The organism is Streptomyces sp. AM25 (assembly GCF_058146165.1).
On record NZ_JBKIWN010000005.1, the window covers coordinates 124,151 to 140,729 of the forward strand.

Genomic DNA, 16,579 nt, shown 5'->3' on the forward strand with positions numbered 1-16,579 from the left:
GATGGAGTCACTCGAGCGACGGGTCCGATGGCTCGCGATGGCGATCGTCGATCACGCAAACCGCATACGCCCGAACCCGTCCGGACTCAAGGTGGGCGGTCACCAGGCGTCCAGTGCGTCGATGACATCGATCATGACCGCACTCTGGTTTCACAGCCTCGGCGCCGGCGACCGCGTGTCGGTCAAACCACACGCCTCACCCGTGCTGCACGCGATCAACCATCTGCTGGGTGAACTCGATCCGGCCTACCTCACGACGCTGCGCGCCTTCGGCGGCCTGCATTCCTACCCCAGCCGTTCCAAAGACCCCGATCCGGTGGACTACTCCACCGGATCGGTGGGCATCGGGGCGACTGCCACGGTGTGGGGCGCCATCGCCCGCCGATATGTCGACGGCCGATTCGGCAACGCCGGTACCGGGCGTCAGTTCTCCCTCCTGGGCGACGCCGAACTCGACGAGGGCGCGATCTGGGAAGCCGTCCAAGACCCGATGGTGCAGGATCTGGGCGAGATCGTGTGGATCGTCGACCTCAATCGCCAGTCCCTGGATCGCGTCGTGCCCGGCACAGCCGCTGACAAGCTGCAGGGAATGTTCGCAGCAGCGGGCTGGCAGGTACAGACGTTGAAGTACGGGCGCCTGCTGCACGAACTGTTCACCCGACCCGGCGGCCCTGAGCTGCGCAACCGCCTCGACAGCATGGGCAACCCCGAATACCAGAGACTCCTGCGCTGCGACGCCGCACAACTGCGTGAACGGCTGCCCGGCGCAGGCCCGACTGCCGAACCAGTGGCCCGGCTCATCAACGGCCTGGACGACGCAACACTGCTGGCAGCGCTGCGCAACCTCGGCGGCCATGACATCGGAGCTCTGCTGTCCGCATACGAGGCGGTCGACGACACACGCCCGACCGTGATCTTCGCCTACACGGTAAAGGGCCACGGACTGCCCACCGAGGGGCACCCGCAGAACCACTCCGCCCTGCTCACCGCCGACCAGATGCGGGAACTGGCCGCTCATCTGGGGACGGATGCCGATGACCCGTGGCGCCCGTTCCCGGCTGACAGCGCGGAAGCCGCACTGTGTGCGGCCGCCGCCTCACGGCTGCGCCGATCGCAATCCGCACCGACGCCGCCGCCCCCGTTGCCCAAGGACCTGGGACGCACCGCACCAGCCGGGACCGGAAACACCCAACAGGCGCTCGGCCGGGTTCTGTTGGACCTCTCACGGCAAGCGCCCGAAGCTACTGCCCGGATCGTCACCGTCAGCCCGGATGTCAGCTCGTCCACAAACCTCGGCGGCTGGCTGAACAAGGTCGGTGTGTGGTCGCACACCGAGCGCACTGACTGGTTCGCCGACGACGCCGAGACCATCCTGCACTGGAAGGAGAAGCCAGAGGGTCAGCACATCGAACTGGGCATTGCCGAAACGAATCTGGTCGGCATGCTCGGGGAACTGGGCGCCACCTGGTCCCGCTGGGGCCAGCCGCTGCTGCCGATCGGCGTGGTGTACGACCCGTTCGTCAACCGTGCGCTGGAGCCATGGTCGTTCGGCATCTACTCAGGGGGCCAGTCGGTCCTGGTAGGAACCCCCTCGGGCGTCACCCTGGCTCCCGAAGGCGGTGCCCACCAGTCCATCACCACACCCTCCCTCGGCATCGAACAGCCCGGCTGTGTCGCCTACGAGCCCGCCTTCGCCATCGATACCGAATGGTGCCTGCTGGCCACGCTCGGCAAGCTCGGAAAGCCGGACGGAAGTTCCGCATACCTCCGGCTGTCCACCAGGCCGATCGACCAGTCGCTCGCCGCAGTGCCCACCGACCCGGCCGCCCGCGAGCGCCGACGGCGTCAAGCAGTTGCCGGAGCGTACATCCTGCGGCGGGCAGAACGGCCGACGGTCACCATCGCCGTCATGGGTGCCCTCGTGCCGGAAGCACTGGCTGCCGCCGAACGACTGGCCGACCTGGGCGTCGACGCGGACGTGGTCTGCGTGACCAGCCCCGACCTGCTCTTCCGGGCTCTCCAAGGGCGCCGGGGGGTGGAGAGTGAACCGGGCTGGATCCTCGACCAGGTCCTGCCCGCCGGCCGGGCGGCCCCGATGGTCACCCTGCTCGACGGACACCCACACACCCTGGCGTTCCTCGCCACCGTCAACAACGTCACCGTCACCACTCTCGGCGTCAGCCGCTTCGGGCAGTCAGGAGCGCTGAACGAGGTCTACCAGTACCACGGCATCGACGCCTCAAGCGTGGTCGCCGCCGCACTCGACCTTGTCGACTGAACGGTGACTCGTATGTCCTGTCAGGCATGTGCGGCCCGCTGCACCACCCACGTCGCACCGAAGCCCGACATGATGACGGCCCACCGTGCTGCGCACGGTGGGCCGTCATCTGCCGTACAGGGAAGGACCGTTCAGCCTGTCTTCGGCTGCCGGGTTCCGGCGGTCACTCGATCGCGACGGGGGCCTCCGCTCGCTTCGGAGGCTCCGGGTCGTCGTCGGCACCCGGCCCCACCTTGCCGCTGCGCACCAGGGCGAGGAAGGAGTGGAGTTCCTTCTTGACCACCGGGGCGAGCAGGTAGAGACCCGTGATGTTGACGACCGCGAGCAGGAAGAGCACCGCGTCGGCCATGTCGATCAGCGAGGTCAGGGAGAGCAGCGAGCCCAGGGCCACGAACACGCTGTAGATCACCTTGTATGTGATCTCGCTGGCCCGGCTGCGCCCGAAGAGGTACGTCCACGCCTTCAGACCGTAGTAGCCCCACGTGATGATCGTCGAGAAGGCGAAGAGGAGCACGGCGACGGTCAGGAGGTACGGGAACCAGGGCATGACCGTGGCGAAGGCGTCCGAGGTGAGGACCACGCCTCCGGGTGCCTCGCCGTCGGCCGCAGCCGCACGGGCCTTGTCCCAGCTCGGGGTGGAGGCGATGACGATCGTCAGAGCCGTCATGGTGCACACCACGACCGTGTCGATGAACGGTTCGAGCAGCGCCACCAGGCCTTCGGTGACGGGGTGCCGCGTCTTGACCGCCGAGTGGGCGATGGGGGCGGATCCCGTGCCGGCCTCGTTGGAGAAGGCGGCCCGCTTGAAGCCGACGATCAGTGCGCCGATGACGCCGCCCGCCACGCCTTCGGGAGCGAACGCGCCCTGGATGATGGTGCCGACGGCGGACGGAATCTCCGTCACGTTGACCAGGATGACGATCAGGCAGGCCAGGATGTACATGCCCGCCATGAAGGGCACGAGGCGGACGGTGACCTTGGCGATCGAGCGTATTCCGCCCAGGAGGACGAGGCCGGTCACGCCGGCCAGCAGCAGTCCGAACACCAGGGCTCCGCCCGAGGTGCCCAGGAGGCCGCCGTCACCGCCGGTGACGGACTTCAGCTGGGAGAAGCTCTGGTTGGCCTGGAAGAGGTTGCCGCCGAACAGTCCGAAGAACAGCAGGGCGACGGATGCCAGAACGGCGAGCACCTTGCCGAGACCTGCCATGCCGCGCTCGGCAAGTCCCTTGCGCAGATAGTGCATCGGGCCGCCGGAGACCGTGCCGTCCTCGTGGACCTCCCGGTACTTGACGCCCAGTGTGCACTCCACGAACTTCGTGGCCATGCCGAGCAGACCGCACAGGATCATCCAGAACGTGGCCCCCGGGCCACCGATGGTCACGGCGACCGCGACACCGGCGATGTTGCCGAGTCCGACCGTGCCGGAGACGGCCGCGGTCAGGGCCTGGAAGTGGCTCACCTCACCCGGATCGTCTTCCCGGGAGTACTTCCCGCGCACCAGGTCGAGGGAGAGGCGTATCCCGCGCAGTTGGATGAACCCGAACCAGCAGGAGAAGACGGCGCCCGCGACGACCAGCCAGGCGACGATCCACGGGAACGTGACACCGAAGACGGTGACTTCACCGAAGACGATTTCCGAGAGTTTCTCGGAGACCGGGTTGAAGACGCCGTTGACGGCGTTCTCGATACCGGAGGTGAGTGAGTCCAGAGCAGACATCAGCGGCCCCCTCGGACGTCAGGTGCCACTTCCTGGCAATGTCTTGGAATACCACGGTCTGGCATGTGAACTCCTCTATCGATGGGACTGGTTGCCGGCGCCGGTCGCAAGCTGCGGAACCAGCAGTTCGCACCAGACGTGTTTGTGCCGGTCCTGATGTCGGACCGCTCCCCATGCGTGACTCACGGCCGCCACGATCCCCAGGCCACGGCCGCATTCCCGAAGGGGTGCACCGGTACCGGCGCCCGTTCCCCCGCCGACGGGCGGCAGTTCCGGGCTGGGGTCGTGTGCGCTCACCCGCAGGGATCCCGCAACACCGGTCCGGGGCGGCACGATGTCGAGGCTCAGTGCGGTGAGGCGTCCGCCGTGTTCGACGGCGTTGGCTGCCAGTTCGGCGATGACCAGCTCGACGGTGTCGACGAGATCGTCGCCGCACCCGTGGTCGACAAGCCATTGGCGAGCCAGTCGTCGGGCATCGCGCAGGGGCTTCTCACCGAAGCAGTGCCGGGTCCATGTCACGGCGTGGCAATATCGGGATGCTCGGGTAACCGATGACATGGGTCCGGCACCTTTCCAGAGGGCGTCCGGTCCCGATGGTGTTCAGGGCCCGGGCGCTTCAGCCGGGGGTTCCCTTCCTCGCCGGTCGGGAACTTGTACCGAAAAGAAGAGCACGGGCCCAGGGAGGGGAACAATCTTCTATGGGGTGGAAAGGGAGACGAAAGTAGACCGGCTGAAAAAGAAAAGCGTCGCCTTGCACGCAGCGGCCGCGGCACGCCCGAGCGGGGCTGTGTGCGTGTACACACAGCCCCGCCGAATGGTGACCGTCCACTGCCGCCTGTTTATGCCGCCTGGAGGGCGAGGGTCGGCGAGAGGCGGGCAGCACGGACCGCCGGGTACAGCCCCGCCACGGACCCGATGAGGAGGGTGGCGGCGAAGCCGCCGCCGACCGCCCACAGGGGGACCACCCAGGGCATGCCGCCCGACAGGGCGAACACATAGGTGGCTGCCGAGCCCAGCACCACGCCGGCCAGTCCGCCGAGTCCGGACAGCAGCAGTGACTCGGTGACGAACTGGATGCGGATCTGTCCGCGGGTGGCGCCCAGGGAGCGGCGCAGGCCGATCTCGTGGCGGCGTTCCAGCACCGAGATGATCATGGTGTTGGCCACCCCGACGCCGCCGACCAGCAGGGCCACGCCGCCCAGTCCGAGCAGCAGGCTGTCGAAGGCACCCTCAGTGGCGGCCTTGGCCTGCAGGGCGGCGGACGGGCTGGAGACCTGGACGTTCTGCGGGTCCTGCGGGTTGGCGGTGCGCGCGAGGAGCTTGCGGACCGCTTCGACGGAGGCGTCCGTGGAGCGTTCGTAGATCTTGGTGGGGTGGCCGTCGAAGCCCAGGAGCGTTTCCGCGGCCTTCCAGCCCACCAGTGCGGACCGTTCGATCTCGGGTGTCAGGGGCAGCGGGTCGAGGATGCCGATGACCGTGAAGTACTGCTTGCCGATGAGGACCTGCTGTCCGGGCGTGGTGATGCCCAGGCGTTCGGCGGCAACACTCCCGAGCACCACCGAGGGGTAGCGCCCGGTCGCATCGTTGAGCCAGGTGCCCGCACCGACGGTGCCCTTCAGAGCCTTCAGCAGGTCCTCACTGGCGGCCTTCACCGTGATGCCGCCGGTGTTGCTCTTGGGGATCTTCTCGCTGCGCCGGACCGTCGGATCCAGGTCGCCGGTGGCGCCGACGTGCTCGACGCCGGGGATGCGGCCGATCATGCCCGGTGCTTCCTTGGGCAGCTTGACCTTCTCACCACTGAACATGTCCTGACCCGGAGCGACCGCCAGCATGTTGGTGCCCAGTCTGTCGAGCTGTTGCAGCAGTTGTTGCTTGCTGGAGGCGGAGATCCCGACCACCGCGATCATCGTGGCGATGCCGATGGCGATGCCCAACGCGGAGAGCACGACCCGCATCGGCCGGCTGCGCAGGCCCGCAGAGCCGACGTGCAGGACGTCGCGGGGGCCGAGCCGGGCCGGGGTCAGTCGGTCGCGTGGCATTGTTCCTCGCCTCCCGCCCTTTCCAATGGCTGTGTGTCCGCGTGGGTGTCCATGCGCCTGTCTTCGACGATCTGGCCGTCGCGGATGCGCACCTGGCGTGGCAGGGCGCCGGCGATCTCGCTGTCGTGGGTGATCACCGCGATGGTGGCGCCGTCGGCGTTGAGGTCGTGCAGCAGCTGCATGACGGCTTCGCCGGAGGCGGAGTCCAGGGCGCCGGTCGGCTCGTCCGCCAGCAGCAGGTCCGGCTCGCCCACCACTGCCCGTGCGATGGCCACCCGCTGGCGCTGTCCTCCGGAGAGTTCGTGCGGGCGGTGGTGCATCCGGTCCCCGAGCCCCACCCGCTCCAGGGCCTCGGCCGCGCGCTTGCGACGGTCGGCCCGGGTGAGTCCGGAGTAGAGCAGGCCCTCGGCGACGTTGTCCTGGGCGGTGACCCCGGAGACGAGGTGGAAGGACTGGAAGACGAATCCGATGTGCCGGGCCCGCAGCGCGGACAGCCGGCGGTCGGACAGAGCCGCGACGTCGTGGCCCGCGATGGCGACCGTCCCGGCGGTGGGGCGGTCCAGGGTGCCGACGATGTGCAGGAGCGTGGACTTGCCCGACCCGGACGGGCCGACGATGGCGAGCAGTTCCCCGCGGCCGATGCACAGGTCCACCCCGCGCAGCGCCGCGACCCCGCCCGGGTACTCCTTGGTGACCTGATGCAGTTCGACGACAGTACTCATGTCTTGGGTACTCCGACCTTCATGCCCTCCTTGAGACCGGAACCGCTGACCTCGACCCTGCCCTGCCCGAACAGGCCGAGCTTGACGGGGACTTCGCGGGCCTTGCCGTCCTCCACGACCTGGATGCCGAAACCGCCGGCCGGCAGGGCGAGCAACGCGTTGACCGGGACGGTCAGCACGTTCTCGTGCGTCTCACCCTTGAGCTCGACACTGACCGGGGCCTGGTCGATGCCCTTGACCTGCGACGGATCGGTGAAGGCCACCCGCGCGATGACCTTGGCGGACTTGTCCTCGCCGCCGCCTGGGCCCTTGTCCTCGTCCGAGCCGGCACTGCGGTCGACGGAGGCAACCTTCCCCTTGACCTTGTCGCCGCCGGGGAGGGTGACCTCCACCCGGGTGCCGACCTCGGCAAGCCCGGCATCGGCGACATCGAGCTTGATCTCCACCTCGCGCTCGGCGCCGGTGACGGTCAGTACCGGCTTGCCGGGAGCCACCTGGTCGCCGACGGCCGCTTCCTTCTTCTTGACCCGCACCGAACTCGGTGTGAAGGCGATCTGCTCCGGACCCGTCTCGCCGGTCTGCTTCAGGCCGTGGGACTTCTGCCAGCGCTTGAGCGCCTCCGCGGTTCCGGAGGTGAACGTCTCGTCCACGGTCAGGCCCGCTCCGTAGCCGAGGTCACGGAGGTTCTGCTTCAGCTGCCGGACGTCCGGACCCTTGTCCCCGGCCTTCAGCTTCCGGTACATGGGCCGCTCGCCGTACATCAGCCAGACCTTGGCTCCGTCGGCCTCGTAGAGTGCCTCATTGAGTTTGATCACCGAGCCGGTGTCCGGGAGCCAGGTGACCGTTCCCTGTGCTCCCCCGTTGAGCTTGCGCTCCTTGGAGTAGCCGAGGGTCCCGTCCACCTGGGTGCGACTGCTCAGATCCTGCCGCTTGATCGTGTCGGTCTTCTGCGGCAGACCGTCCGCGCGCCGCTCCTGCCCCTTGCCGTCGTCACCGCTCGTCGCCACAACGGCTGCCCCGCCCACCAGTGCGCTCGCCACGACCAGCGAAGCGATCACATACTTCCTGGGAGGACGCCTGCGCTCACTCCCCATTCTGATCACTGCACGCCTTCATGGCCTTCTCCATCTTCTCCTTGCTCGCATCGGAGACGTCTCCCCTCTGCGCAGTCAACGAGCCGTCCTCGTCCATCTTCGGGTCCGGCATGTCGACGCCGTTCTTGCGCATGCACTGGGCGTACTTGACCGCCTTGTCGAGGGCCTTCTGCTTCTCTTCCTGGCTCATTTCCTTGCCGCCGCCGGCACCGGGCAGGTGCTTGCACGCCTCCATGGCCTTCTTCATCGCCTTGCTGTCCCCGCCCTGGATACCCGGAAGCTGGCCATCCTTGGGCTCGTCAATCTTCAGACCGTTATCGCGCAGGCACTGACGGTGCTTGTAGGCGTCGTCCTCCGCCTTGCCGTCGCCGGACCCGCCCGAGCCCTGCGCACTGTTGTCCTTACCGGAATCCCCGCCACCCCCGGTGCAACCGACGGCGAACAACGCCATTCCCGTGACGAACGCAGCCGCCATGCCATACCTGATGTTCCCCATGGAATTCCTCCGTGTCCGAGGACCGATGTCCGACGGCACGGAGACTCACACAGGGCCATGTTTCGTTTCTCTCAACGGAGACGTTTACACCGACGAAAGGTCCCTCTCAGGTACACCTGATGTCATGCGCGTGCTGGTCGTGGAGGACGAGGAATTCCTGGCGGACATGATTGCCGAGGGGCTGCGGCGTGACGCCCTGGCCGTCGACATCGCCCGCGACGGCCTGGCGGCACTGGAGCGACTACGCCTGGGCGAGTACGACGTGCTCGTCCTCGATCGAGACCTGCCCGGCCTGCACGGCGACGAGGTGTGCCGCCACGTCGTCGAGGCGCGCCTGCTGACCCGGGTGCTGATGCTCACCGCCGCCGGCTCCGTGCGGGAACGGGTCGAGGGCCTGGGACTGGGCGCGGACGACTACCTGGCGAAGCCGTTCGCGTACGAGGAACTGCTCGCCCGCGTGCTCGCGCTGGGCCGCCGTGCCCGACCCGCTCTGCCCCCCGTCATCGAACGCGCCGGCATCTCTCTGGACACGGCACGCCGCCAGGCTTTCCGGGACGGCCGCTATCTCGCCTTGTCGCGCAAGGAGTTCGGGGTGCTGGAGGTACTGATGCGTGCCGAGGGTGCGGTCGTCAGCGGCGACGACCTGATCGAGCAGGTGTGGGAGGAGAACACCAGCTACCGCACCAACGCGGTCCGGGTCACGCTCAGCAAACTCCGCACCAAGCTCGGCGAGCCCCCGGTCATCGACACCGTGCCGGGGCAGGGCTACCGCATCGGCGGCGGCGCGTGAAACGGCCCGCAATGCCCCGCATCTCCAGCGTCCGGCTGCCCGGCGGGGAACGGGCCCGCCTGACGATGCTCTACGGCGGACTGCTCGTCGTCGCCGGAGCCATGCTCATCGGCCTGGTCAACTTCCTCGTGAGCCAGGGCCTGTACACGACGATCAGCACAGCCGTGGCCCGGAGCCCCGTCGAGGCCGGTGCCAGCCCTGCCGCCACCTCCGGGTTCGTCCGCGCATCCCCTCCCAGCGGCCCCCTGTCCCCAGAAGACCAGGCGGCCCTGAAGGTAGCGAGAACGTTCACCCTGGCCGCCGAACAGGCCGCCCAGCGCAGACTGCTGTCCGTCTCCCTGATCGTCCTGGCCGTCTTCGCCGTCCTCTCGGTCGCGCTGGCCTGGTGGATGGCCGGACGGGTACTGCGTCCCGTGGGCGTGATCACCCGTACCGCCCGGCGGCTGTCCGGGGAGAACCTCCACGAACGCATCGCCCTCGACGCCCCGTCAGGCGAACTCAAGCAACTCGCCGACACCTTCGACGACATGCTCGACCGCATAGAACATCTCGTCGGCGCACAGAAACGCTTCGCCGCCAACGCCGCGCACGAGCTGCGCACGTCACTGGCCGTGCAACGGGCTGCGGCGGAGATCGGGCTGGCCACCTCCGACCCGGAGGCCGTCGCCCGCATCCGCCGCAAGCTGATCGAAGTCGCCGACAGCAGCGAGCAACTCATCGAGGGCCTGCTGCTGCTCTCCGTCTCCGACCAGGGACTGGAGCACCGCGCAGCAGTCGCCCTCGACGAGCTGGCCCGCACCGTGACCGCCGAGTACGCCGCATCGGGTCAGGCCCGAGAGCGCGGAATCACCGTCCGGGCGGACACCTCGCCCACGACGGTGCAGGGTGACCCGGTCCTGCTGACGCACCTGGTGCGCAACCTCGTCGGCAACGCCCTCCGGTACAACCACGACGGCGGCCACGTAACGGTCACCGTGCACGACGACATCCTGGAAGTGTCCAACAGCGGCCCCCAAGTGCCGCCGGACACGGTCCCGTACCTCTTCGAACCCTTCCGCCGTCTGAACGAGCGCCGCCACGGCCCCGGCGAGGGAGCCGGCCTGGGCCTGTCCATCGTCGCCTCGATCGCCCGCGCCCACGACGCCCGTACCGACGCCGAGGCCAACCCGGACGGCGGTCTGACCGTCCAGGTCGCCTTCCCCTCCCCCGAGGAGAACTGACGGACACCGCCGAGCGCGTCAGCCCCGCCCCGGTGCCATCGGGTTGGGCAGCAGCGCCCAGTGGTCCTGTCCCGGGGACAGCCGCATCAGCGTGAGCGCCTTCACCGGCAGCCGTTCCTCCCGGAGCGACCGCAGGTCGTCGGTCGGGGCGAGCTCCCGGGTGGCGTCCTCGAGGAGGGCGCCCAGTGCCGGGGCGTTTCCGGCCAGCGGGCCCAGTGCGCCGGTGAGCAGGCAGGCGAAGACCTTGCGGCGCAGGGCGCAGGGGTCGTCGTTCAACAGCCGGCCGGTCAGCGGCGGCGCCGGGAAGCCGTGCCGGGCCAGCCGGGCCGGGCTGATGCGGATGTCGGCGAGGTCGCGGTAGACCAGCCGCCGGGCCCGGCCCTCGGCGTCGACGACGGCGAGGAGGTTCTGTCCGTGCCCCTCGACGGCCACCCCCAGGTCGAGCAGGTCCAGGCAGACCCCGAGGGCCAGCCGTGCGAACCCGGTGATCCGCTCCCGCCGTTCCGGGGGCGCGAGCGGGGCGAAGACCGCGGGCAACTCGGCCACCGGCACGACCTGTTCCCCCTCCCCCGCGTACACGTACGGCGACTCCCGCAGCACCGCCGCCAGATCCGGTGTGCCGGCCCCGGCCGCCGCCAGCGTCCGGGCGATGTGCAGCCGGCCCTCCAGGCGGTCGGCGACGCACGCGGCGACCGCGGAGGTGGCCAGGGCGTTCTCGACCGAGTAGGCGGAGATGTCCCGCACGGCGGAGGTGAGCTGGGTGCTCAGTGCGGTCTTGACGTGCACGTCCCCGCCGAGGTCGAGCGAGCGCAGGGACAGCAGCGGACGGGCCTGCGGCCCGGGGAGCAGCGTGCGGCCGGGCAGGACGTGCCGGGCCTGCCAGGGATGCACCGGGATCAGCACGGCTTCACCGTCGCGCAGTTGCCGTGGCCACGGGCCCCGCACCGTGGCCCGCGTGACCGGTGCCAGCCGCAGGCTCACCACCGCGCGGTGCTCGGGCGCGTACGCCAGTTGCTCGGCGGCCGAGAAGCCGGGCCGGGACCGGCAGGTGGGGTGGTAGGGGTGGCCGTCCGGCGCCCGCTGCTCCCACTCCCACGGCGCCGCGGGCGGGCCCGCGGGGCGGGGCGTCGTGCGGGAGAGCGCCAGCGAGGCGACGCTGTGGTCGAGTTCGGCGGCCAGCCGCTCCCCGCCGGGCACGGCCAGGGCCGTCAGCAGCCGGGCCGGGTGGTCGTAGGGGCGTCCGTCCAGTTCCAGGACGGCCACTTCCGTGCCCGTGGCCCAGGGATCCGACGGCGGGCCGTGCAGCCGCCGTCCGTCGGCCAGATGCAGCGTGACGCCGTCGCTTCCGGCGGTCCGGTCAGCGACCCAGGGCAGCGGCTCGTGGACCAGCCCCCGCCACAGCCGCGCCAGCACCGCCGCCCGCGCCGCGGGCAGCGCGGTGTCGCACGCGGCAGCCAACTCCGGGCCGATGCTGTCCAGTTCCTTCACGAGGTCCCGCTCGGTGTCGGTGCGGCACACGCGCGTGTCCTACCGCATTCGAACGCCTCCCACACATACTGACGGTCGATGAATGATTCAGCACGGACAGCCGACGCAGCCGACACACTGGCCATCACGCCCCTCCTCAACTGCCTGCTCCGAGAAGCGGCCTCACCAGTTGGCGAACCATCCGCCGGCCGCGCCGTCCACCGCCTGCGCGCGAGCGGCCGACTGTTGCGTGTCCGCACCGGCCACCGGCCCTCCGCTCCCGAAGTGTGGACCGGTACGGTCTGGCAACACCTGTGCCACTCCGGTCTCGTCGAGGTGGCCGTGCAGGAGATGCGTGCCGTCACCGGGCACTCCAACGCCGCCCTGGCCGCCGAGATGACCGCCAGCCGCGCGGCCGTGGAGGCCCTCCTCGTAGCCCGCGCCCGTACCACGCCGCCCGACGACCCGTGGCTGCGCTCCGAACAGGCCCTGGTCATGGGCCATCCCTACCACCCGGCCCCCAAGGCCCGCACCGGCGGTGGCCCGCCCGGCAGTTGGCTGCGCTACGCCCCCGAGGCGTACGGCCGTTTCCCGCTCGTCCTGCTGGGCGTGCGCGAGGACACGGTGATCGACGAGGGCGACACGCACGCCCTGGACGCCCTGGGCCAGGCCCCGCCCGGCCATCGTCTGCTGCCCGTCCATCCCTGGCAGTTCGGCCTCACCCGTCATCTGCCCGCCGTGCGGGCCGCGTTCGCCGAGGGCCGCCTCGTACGGCTGGGCGTCACGCCGTGGGAGGCCAGGGCCACGTCCTCGGTCCGTACGGTGCACGTTCCCGGGAGTCCCGAACGCCCCGGGCGGACCCGGGACTTGTTCCTGAAGTTCAGCCTGGAGGTGCAGATCACCAACGACGTCCGGCGGATCCGGCAGCACGAGCTCCAGCACGTGCGCCGCACCGACCCGCTGGTGGCCGCCGCCTTCCGGGCCATGGGCGGCCCCGCGGCCTGGCTGGGCGAGCGCGGGCACCGCACGGTCCGCGGCCTCGAGGAGACGTTCCCCGTCCTCGTCCGCGACGGCCTGGACGGCCGCCTGGTACCGGGCACCACGGCCGTGCTGGCCGCTGCCCTCACCGAGGGCTTCGACGGCAGTCCCCTCGACCGTCTCACCGACCCGCTGCCCTGGTGGTCGGCCTACCTGGGCCAGGTCGTCCCGCCCGTGCTGGAGGCCTACGACCGTCACGGCGTCGCGGTCGAATGCCACCTGCAGAACACCCTGATCGCCGTCGACGCGGACGGCTTCCCCGTCCAGGCCGTCTTCCGTGACACCGAGGGCGCCAGAGCGCTCCCCGGAACGCCCGGTGCGGCCGCCGCGCAGCGCCTGGCCTACTGCCTCGTGATCAACAACCTCACCGAGATCGCGAACGCCCTCGTCCACCGCTTCCCCAAGGCCGCGGACGCACTGTGGCCCCTCGCGCGAGGGGAGTTCGAACGGTACGAGAAGGAGCGCGGCCTCCTGGGGACCACCGCGCTCCTCACCACGCCGACGCTGCCGGGCAAGGCCAGCCTCCTGTCCCGGTGGATCGGCGCGGACGGTACCGATCCCGTCTACCTCCCCGTCCCCAATCCCCTGGCCGTGCAGCCGTGAGACCGGACGGAATCAGTGCCTGTCGCCGTGCCCGGTGAGGCAAGTGGTCTGGTTGAAGGCAGCGACGAGCGCGTTTCCGCAATTGTTGCTGTGGCCCGTCGAATTCCAGCTCAGCACGCCGGACAGGACCCCGCCCCCGATGCTCTGACCACCCTCGCGGTGAGAGCCCGGCCGGTCGCCGCCGACCGTGCAGTTCGCCGGCGAGAAGAGGGAGAGAGGGTCTCCGCACAGGGCACTGTGACCCGTGCTGCCGGCACTGCCGGTGTTCGACAGAACGCCGTTCCCGATTCCCTCGCCGCCGCCACTGCCCCCGGTGAGCGCAGAAGCAGCGCCCGTACCACCGCACAGGGCGAGGGCGGAAATCGCCAGAACAGCCAGAATCCTGCCGTGCCGAACCATGGTCAACCGTCTCCGTTCCGTAGCCGCATGCCCCGCGGGAGCGAGGTCGCCTGCCCTAACGTCCGACAGTCGTATCGGTCACGTTGTGCGGAGATCATCGGTTGACGAACGGGTCCGGGCGCGGCCTGCCGGCCTCCGCCCGGACCCGTGCACAGGGGCTGCCTACTGCTCGAGGACCACGACGTTCTCGGCCTGCGGCCCCTTCGCTCCCTGCGTCAGGTCGTATTCGACTCTGTCGTTGTCCATGAGGGATTTGAAGCCGGCGGACTGGATCGCAGAGAAATGCACGAAGACGTCCGGTCCGCCGTCGTCCTGGGCGATGAATCCGAAGCCCTTGTCCGCGTTGAACCACTTCACGGTCCCTGTCGCCATCGCACTTCCTTCACGCTGGGTGTTCGCTGCTCGATCTGTGCTTCCCCTGATTCATGTCCGTCGGACGGCCCGCGTCAAGTGCGCCACGCCCCCGAAGCATGTGCAGCGGTTCTTCGTCCACGATCCCCATGGCCGGTGGTCAATGTGCTGGGCCACCGCTGACGGCGCCTCCTCGGGGCCGCCCTGCAGGAGAACCTGTGCTTGATATCGGGTGATGGACCTTGTGGCGGGGCCGGGTTGGGTGGGTGGCCGGTGCCGGCGGGCGGCGTTGTCGGGAGTGCGGCCGCCGGTTGAGGCCGGAGGCCCGTGCGGAGGCGGTGTTCTGCTCGGCGGCACGTCGGGCCGGGCAGTGGCGGCTGGATCAGCGGTGGCGGGGCCGGGTCGCGGTTCTGCGGCGGGGTGCGGGCCCGGGGGTCTGTCCGGAGTGGGGGGCCTGGTGCGTTGGTCCGCTGGACTGATGGCCGTGTGCCTGGACTCGTTTCGCGTGATGCGCTGTTGATGCATGATCATCATGAAACAGTCACTTTGTCATGACTCAGTGATCATATGCCGTTTTCAGGCTTGCCTTCATGACCTACCTCAAGCGCGGCGCCCTGTGCGCCTTCCTGGCCTCTGCGACGGCGTTGCTCGTGGCGGCCCCCCAGGCCCAGGCCATCATCAACGGCGAAAAGGCCACGGAGCGTTACCCCTTCATGGGGTCGCTGCAGAATCCCAACTCGCCCCGTCCCGACGGACACGCCTGTGGTGCCACCCTCGTCGACAAGGAATGGATGGTCACCGCCCGCCACTGCGTAAAGGACCGCGGCGATCTTGACACCATGAAGGTGAGGATCGGTTCTCCCCGGATGGACCGGGGTGGTGAACTGATCGGCATCGAACGCGCCGTCTGGCCCGACGGCAACAACTGGGGTGACGACATCGCCCTGCTCAAACTCAAAAGGCCTGCCAGGGCCACACCGGTGAAGATCGCCGATACCGTCCCCGAGCACCATGCCCCGGTGCGCATTCTCGGCTGGGGAATGACCGGAAAGGAGATGATCCCCGCCAACTGGCCCAAGGACCTCCGGGAACTCGACACCAAGCGGCTGCCCGACGAGGAGTGTGACCGCTCGGGGATCGTCCACGACAAGGAGCTGTGCATCGCTGCTGTCGACGGCCGTGGCGCAGCCAACATGGACTCCGGCGGCCCCGCCCTCGTCAAGACCGACGGCCAGTGGACCCTGGCCGGCGCCACATCCGGCAACGGAGGCGAACCCGACGTCGACCCCACCATCTACACCAACGTGATCGCCAAGGCCGACTGGATCAAATCCGTCATCAACCCCTGACCGCACACCCACCGTCCTCGGCACTCGGACCAGCCTTGATCCCGACGCCGACCTGACCGCTCCCGGACCCGCCCCGCGTAGCCGGCTGTGCCAGACCATTGATCTGCAACGCTCCGTCAAGTCGATGCTCCGCAGTCGCTGACCGGCCTGGCTACTGCTCGGGTACGGCGGTGGTTGGCGGTGTGGTACGGGTAGGGGGTGCGACGAGAGCGAGGGCGGATCAGCGCGGAGTTCGACCGGCGGGCAGCGACGTACGACGCCAGTGCCATGCACCGGTGGCAGGCACAAGAAGCCGTCCGCCTGGCCGCGCCTCGCCCCCACACATGGGTCCTCGACCTGGCCACCGGGACAGGGCTGGCCGCGCGGGAGGCCGCCACGCTGACGGGCGGAGTTGGCCGCGTGATCGGCGTGGACCTCTCGCCCGGTATGCTCCGTCCGCTCACGAGCGCTCACCGGGCAACTGCTTCCACGCGGTCGCCGACGCCCACCAACTCTCGTTCGGCGCGGACCGCTTCGACCTGGTCATGTGTGTCGCCGGCCTCCCCTACCTGGACGCCCCGGCCGCGATGCGGGAATGGGCCCGGGTCGCACGCCCCGGGGCGGCGATCGTGTTCACCGTGCCACGAGCCGAGGGCGTCAGCGTCAACCATCTGATGGGCCAGGCCGCACAAGCCGAAGGCATCGACCTGCCGGACCCGCACGCCAAGCTGGGCACCACACACCGGCTGCGCGAACTGGCCATCTCTCTCGGCCTGGAGGCCGAGGACATCCAGCGGATCGTATGGGAGGAACCCGAACCCTTGGACGACCCCGCCGAAATCTGGCAGCGCGCCCTGAACTACGGCTTCGCCGAACCGCTGCACACCGCCGACCCCGCCGCACGCGAACGTGCACGGCGCCGCTTCATCGAGCAGGCCGAGGGACACCGCCCCCGCCAAGACCTGTCCCTGGCCCGTTTCGCCCTCAGCAGGTATCACCACGAGTGATCAAGTTCGAGGAACGATTCGACCGGCGGC

The 16,579-nt window shown here is 69.4% G+C and carries 14 protein-coding genes and 2 pseudogenes; 7 read left to right on the plus strand and 9 right to left on the minus strand.

Annotated features, from left to right (window positions below):
* Nucleotide 1: 1 nt before the first annotated feature.
* On the plus strand, nt 2–2,278 hold the full coding sequence (locus tag ACLHRZ_RS08085; RefSeq protein WP_490417594.1) for a thiamine pyrophosphate-binding protein: 2,277 nt from the start codon (nt 2–4) through the stop codon (nt 2,276–2,278).
* Between the two features lie 163 nt (nt 2,279–2,441).
* Here the strand turns inward: ACLHRZ_RS08085 and ACLHRZ_RS08090 are convergent, their stop codons facing one another.
* The 6 genes from ACLHRZ_RS08090 to ACLHRZ_RS08115 form a co-directional block, all read right to left on the minus strand.
* The gene (locus ACLHRZ_RS08090) at nt 2,442–3,995 is read right to left on the minus strand and encodes an alanine/glycine:cation symporter family protein (protein WP_490417595.1); all 1,554 of its coding nucleotides are present in this window, start codon (nt 3,993–3,995) and stop codon (nt 2,442–2,444) included.
* A gap of 75 nt (nt 3,996–4,070) precedes the next feature.
* Nucleotides 4,071–4,514 (minus strand): ATP-binding protein, encoded by a 444-nt coding sequence (locus ACLHRZ_RS08095; protein WP_490417596.1) that lies wholly within the window; start codon nt 4,512–4,514, stop codon nt 4,071–4,073.
* A 320-nt stretch (nt 4,515–4,834) separates the two neighbouring features.
* Nucleotides 4,835–6,034, minus strand: a complete 1,200-nt coding sequence (locus tag ACLHRZ_RS08100) for an ABC transporter permease (RefSeq protein ID WP_490417597.1) — start codon at nt 6,032–6,034, stop codon at nt 4,835–4,837.
* Nucleotides 6,016–6,756 (minus strand): ABC transporter ATP-binding protein, encoded by a 741-nt coding sequence (locus ACLHRZ_RS08105; RefSeq protein ID WP_490417598.1) that lies wholly within the window; start codon nt 6,754–6,756, stop codon nt 6,016–6,018. Before ACLHRZ_RS08105 ends, ACLHRZ_RS08100 begins: the two co-directional genes overlap by 19 nt.
* Entirely contained in the window at nt 6,753–7,814 is a 1,062-nt protein-coding gene (locus tag ACLHRZ_RS08110) for a peptidoglycan-binding protein (protein WP_490417599.1), read from the minus strand. The genes ACLHRZ_RS08105 and ACLHRZ_RS08110 overlap by 4 nt, the downstream gene beginning before the upstream one ends.
* A gap of 25 nt (nt 7,815–7,839) precedes the next feature.
* A complete protein-coding gene (locus ACLHRZ_RS08115) occupies nt 7,840–8,325 on the minus strand; it encodes a hypothetical protein (RefSeq protein WP_490417600.1) in 486 nt (161 codons plus the stop codon).
* 145 nt (nt 8,326–8,470) lie between these two features.
* On the opposite strand from ACLHRZ_RS08115, the gene ACLHRZ_RS08120 reads away from it, so the two are divergent.
* Both ACLHRZ_RS08120 and ACLHRZ_RS08125 read left to right on the plus strand, forming a co-directional pair.
* Nucleotides 8,471–9,136: a response regulator transcription factor gene (locus tag ACLHRZ_RS08120; protein ID WP_490417601.1), complete on the plus strand. Its 666-nt coding sequence runs from the start codon at nt 8,471–8,473 to the stop codon at nt 9,134–9,136.
* 11 nt (nt 9,137–9,147) lie between these two features.
* Nucleotides 9,148–10,356, plus strand: a complete 1,209-nt coding sequence (locus ACLHRZ_RS08125; RefSeq protein ID WP_490417602.1) for a sensor histidine kinase — start codon at nt 9,148–9,150, stop codon at nt 10,354–10,356.
* Nucleotides 10,357–10,374: 18 nt separating this feature from the next.
* Here the strand turns inward: ACLHRZ_RS08125 and ACLHRZ_RS08130 are convergent, their stop codons facing one another.
* Entirely contained in the window at nt 10,375–11,874 is a 1,500-nt protein-coding gene (locus ACLHRZ_RS08130) for an IucA/IucC family protein (RefSeq protein WP_490417603.1), read from the minus strand.
* Nucleotides 11,875–11,922: 48 nt separating this feature from the next.
* On the opposite strand from ACLHRZ_RS08130, the gene ACLHRZ_RS08135 reads away from it, so the two are divergent.
* Complete coding sequence (locus ACLHRZ_RS08135; RefSeq protein ID WP_490417604.1) at nt 11,923–13,464, plus strand: IucA/IucC family protein; 1,542 nt, start codon at nt 11,923–11,925, stop codon at nt 13,462–13,464.
* A gap of 12 nt (nt 13,465–13,476) precedes the next feature.
* On the opposite strand, the gene ACLHRZ_RS08140 is transcribed toward ACLHRZ_RS08135, so the two are convergent.
* Complete coding sequence (locus tag ACLHRZ_RS08140; protein WP_490417605.1) at nt 13,477–13,863, minus strand: hypothetical protein; 387 nt, start codon at nt 13,861–13,863, stop codon at nt 13,477–13,479.
* Nucleotides 13,864–14,025: 162 nt separating this feature from the next.
* Complete coding sequence (locus tag ACLHRZ_RS08145) at nt 14,026–14,235, minus strand: cold-shock protein (RefSeq protein WP_490417606.1); 210 nt, start codon at nt 14,233–14,235, stop codon at nt 14,026–14,028.
* Nucleotides 14,236–14,804: 569 nt separating this feature from the next.
* Between ACLHRZ_RS08145 and ACLHRZ_RS08150 the strand changes: the two genes are divergently transcribed.
* From ACLHRZ_RS08150 to ACLHRZ_RS08160, 3 genes and pseudogenes are all read left to right on the plus strand, one after another.
* A complete protein-coding gene (locus ACLHRZ_RS08150; RefSeq protein ID WP_490417607.1) occupies nt 14,805–15,563 on the plus strand; it encodes a S1 family peptidase in 759 nt (252 codons plus the stop codon).
* Between the two features lie 267 nt (nt 15,564–15,830).
* A pseudogene (locus tag ACLHRZ_RS08155) lies at nt 15,831–16,004 on the plus strand (methyltransferase domain-containing protein); the annotation flags it as partial.
* A 38-nt stretch (nt 16,005–16,042) separates the two neighbouring features.
* Nucleotides 16,043–16,549, plus strand: a pseudogene (locus tag ACLHRZ_RS08160) (class I SAM-dependent methyltransferase); the annotation flags it as partial.
* Nucleotides 16,550–16,579 lie beyond the last annotated feature (30 nt).

Bases quoted from the DNA above. Each gene is read 5' to 3' on its own strand.
- ACLHRZ_RS08115 (WP_490417600.1), bottom strand. From the start codon at position 8,325: ATGGCGGCTGCGTTCGTCACGGGAATGGCGTTGTTCGCCGTCGGTTGC.
- ACLHRZ_RS08100 (WP_490417597.1), bottom strand. From the start codon at position 6,034: ATGCCACGCGACCGACTGACCCCGGCCCGGCTCGGCCCCCGCGACGTC.
- ACLHRZ_RS08120 (WP_490417601.1), top strand. From the start codon at position 8,471: ATGCGCGTGCTGGTCGTGGAGGACGAGGAATTCCTGGCGGACATGATT.
- ACLHRZ_RS08105 (WP_490417598.1), bottom strand. From the start codon at position 6,756: ATGAGTACTGTCGTCGAACTGCATCAGGTCACCAAGGAGTACCCGGGC.
- ACLHRZ_RS08125 (WP_490417602.1), top strand. From the start codon at position 9,148: ATGCCCCGCATCTCCAGCGTCCGGCTGCCCGGCGGGGAACGGGCCCGC.
- ACLHRZ_RS08135 (WP_490417604.1), top strand. From the start codon at position 11,923: ATGAATGATTCAGCACGGACAGCCGACGCAGCCGACACACTGGCCATC.
- ACLHRZ_RS08150 (WP_490417607.1), top strand. From the start codon at position 14,805: ATGACCTACCTCAAGCGCGGCGCCCTGTGCGCCTTCCTGGCCTCTGCG.
- ACLHRZ_RS08090 (WP_490417595.1), bottom strand. From the start codon at position 3,995: ATGTCTGCTCTGGACTCACTCACCTCCGGTATCGAGAACGCCGTCAAC.
- ACLHRZ_RS08085 (WP_490417594.1), top strand. From the start codon at position 2: ATGGAGTCACTCGAGCGACGGGTCCGATGGCTCGCGATGGCGATCGTC.
- ACLHRZ_RS08140 (WP_490417605.1), bottom strand. From the start codon at position 13,863: ATGGTTCGGCACGGCAGGATTCTGGCTGTTCTGGCGATTTCCGCCCTC.
- ACLHRZ_RS08145 (WP_490417606.1), bottom strand. From the start codon at position 14,235: ATGGCGACAGGGACCGTGAAGTGGTTCAACGCGGACAAGGGCTTCGGA.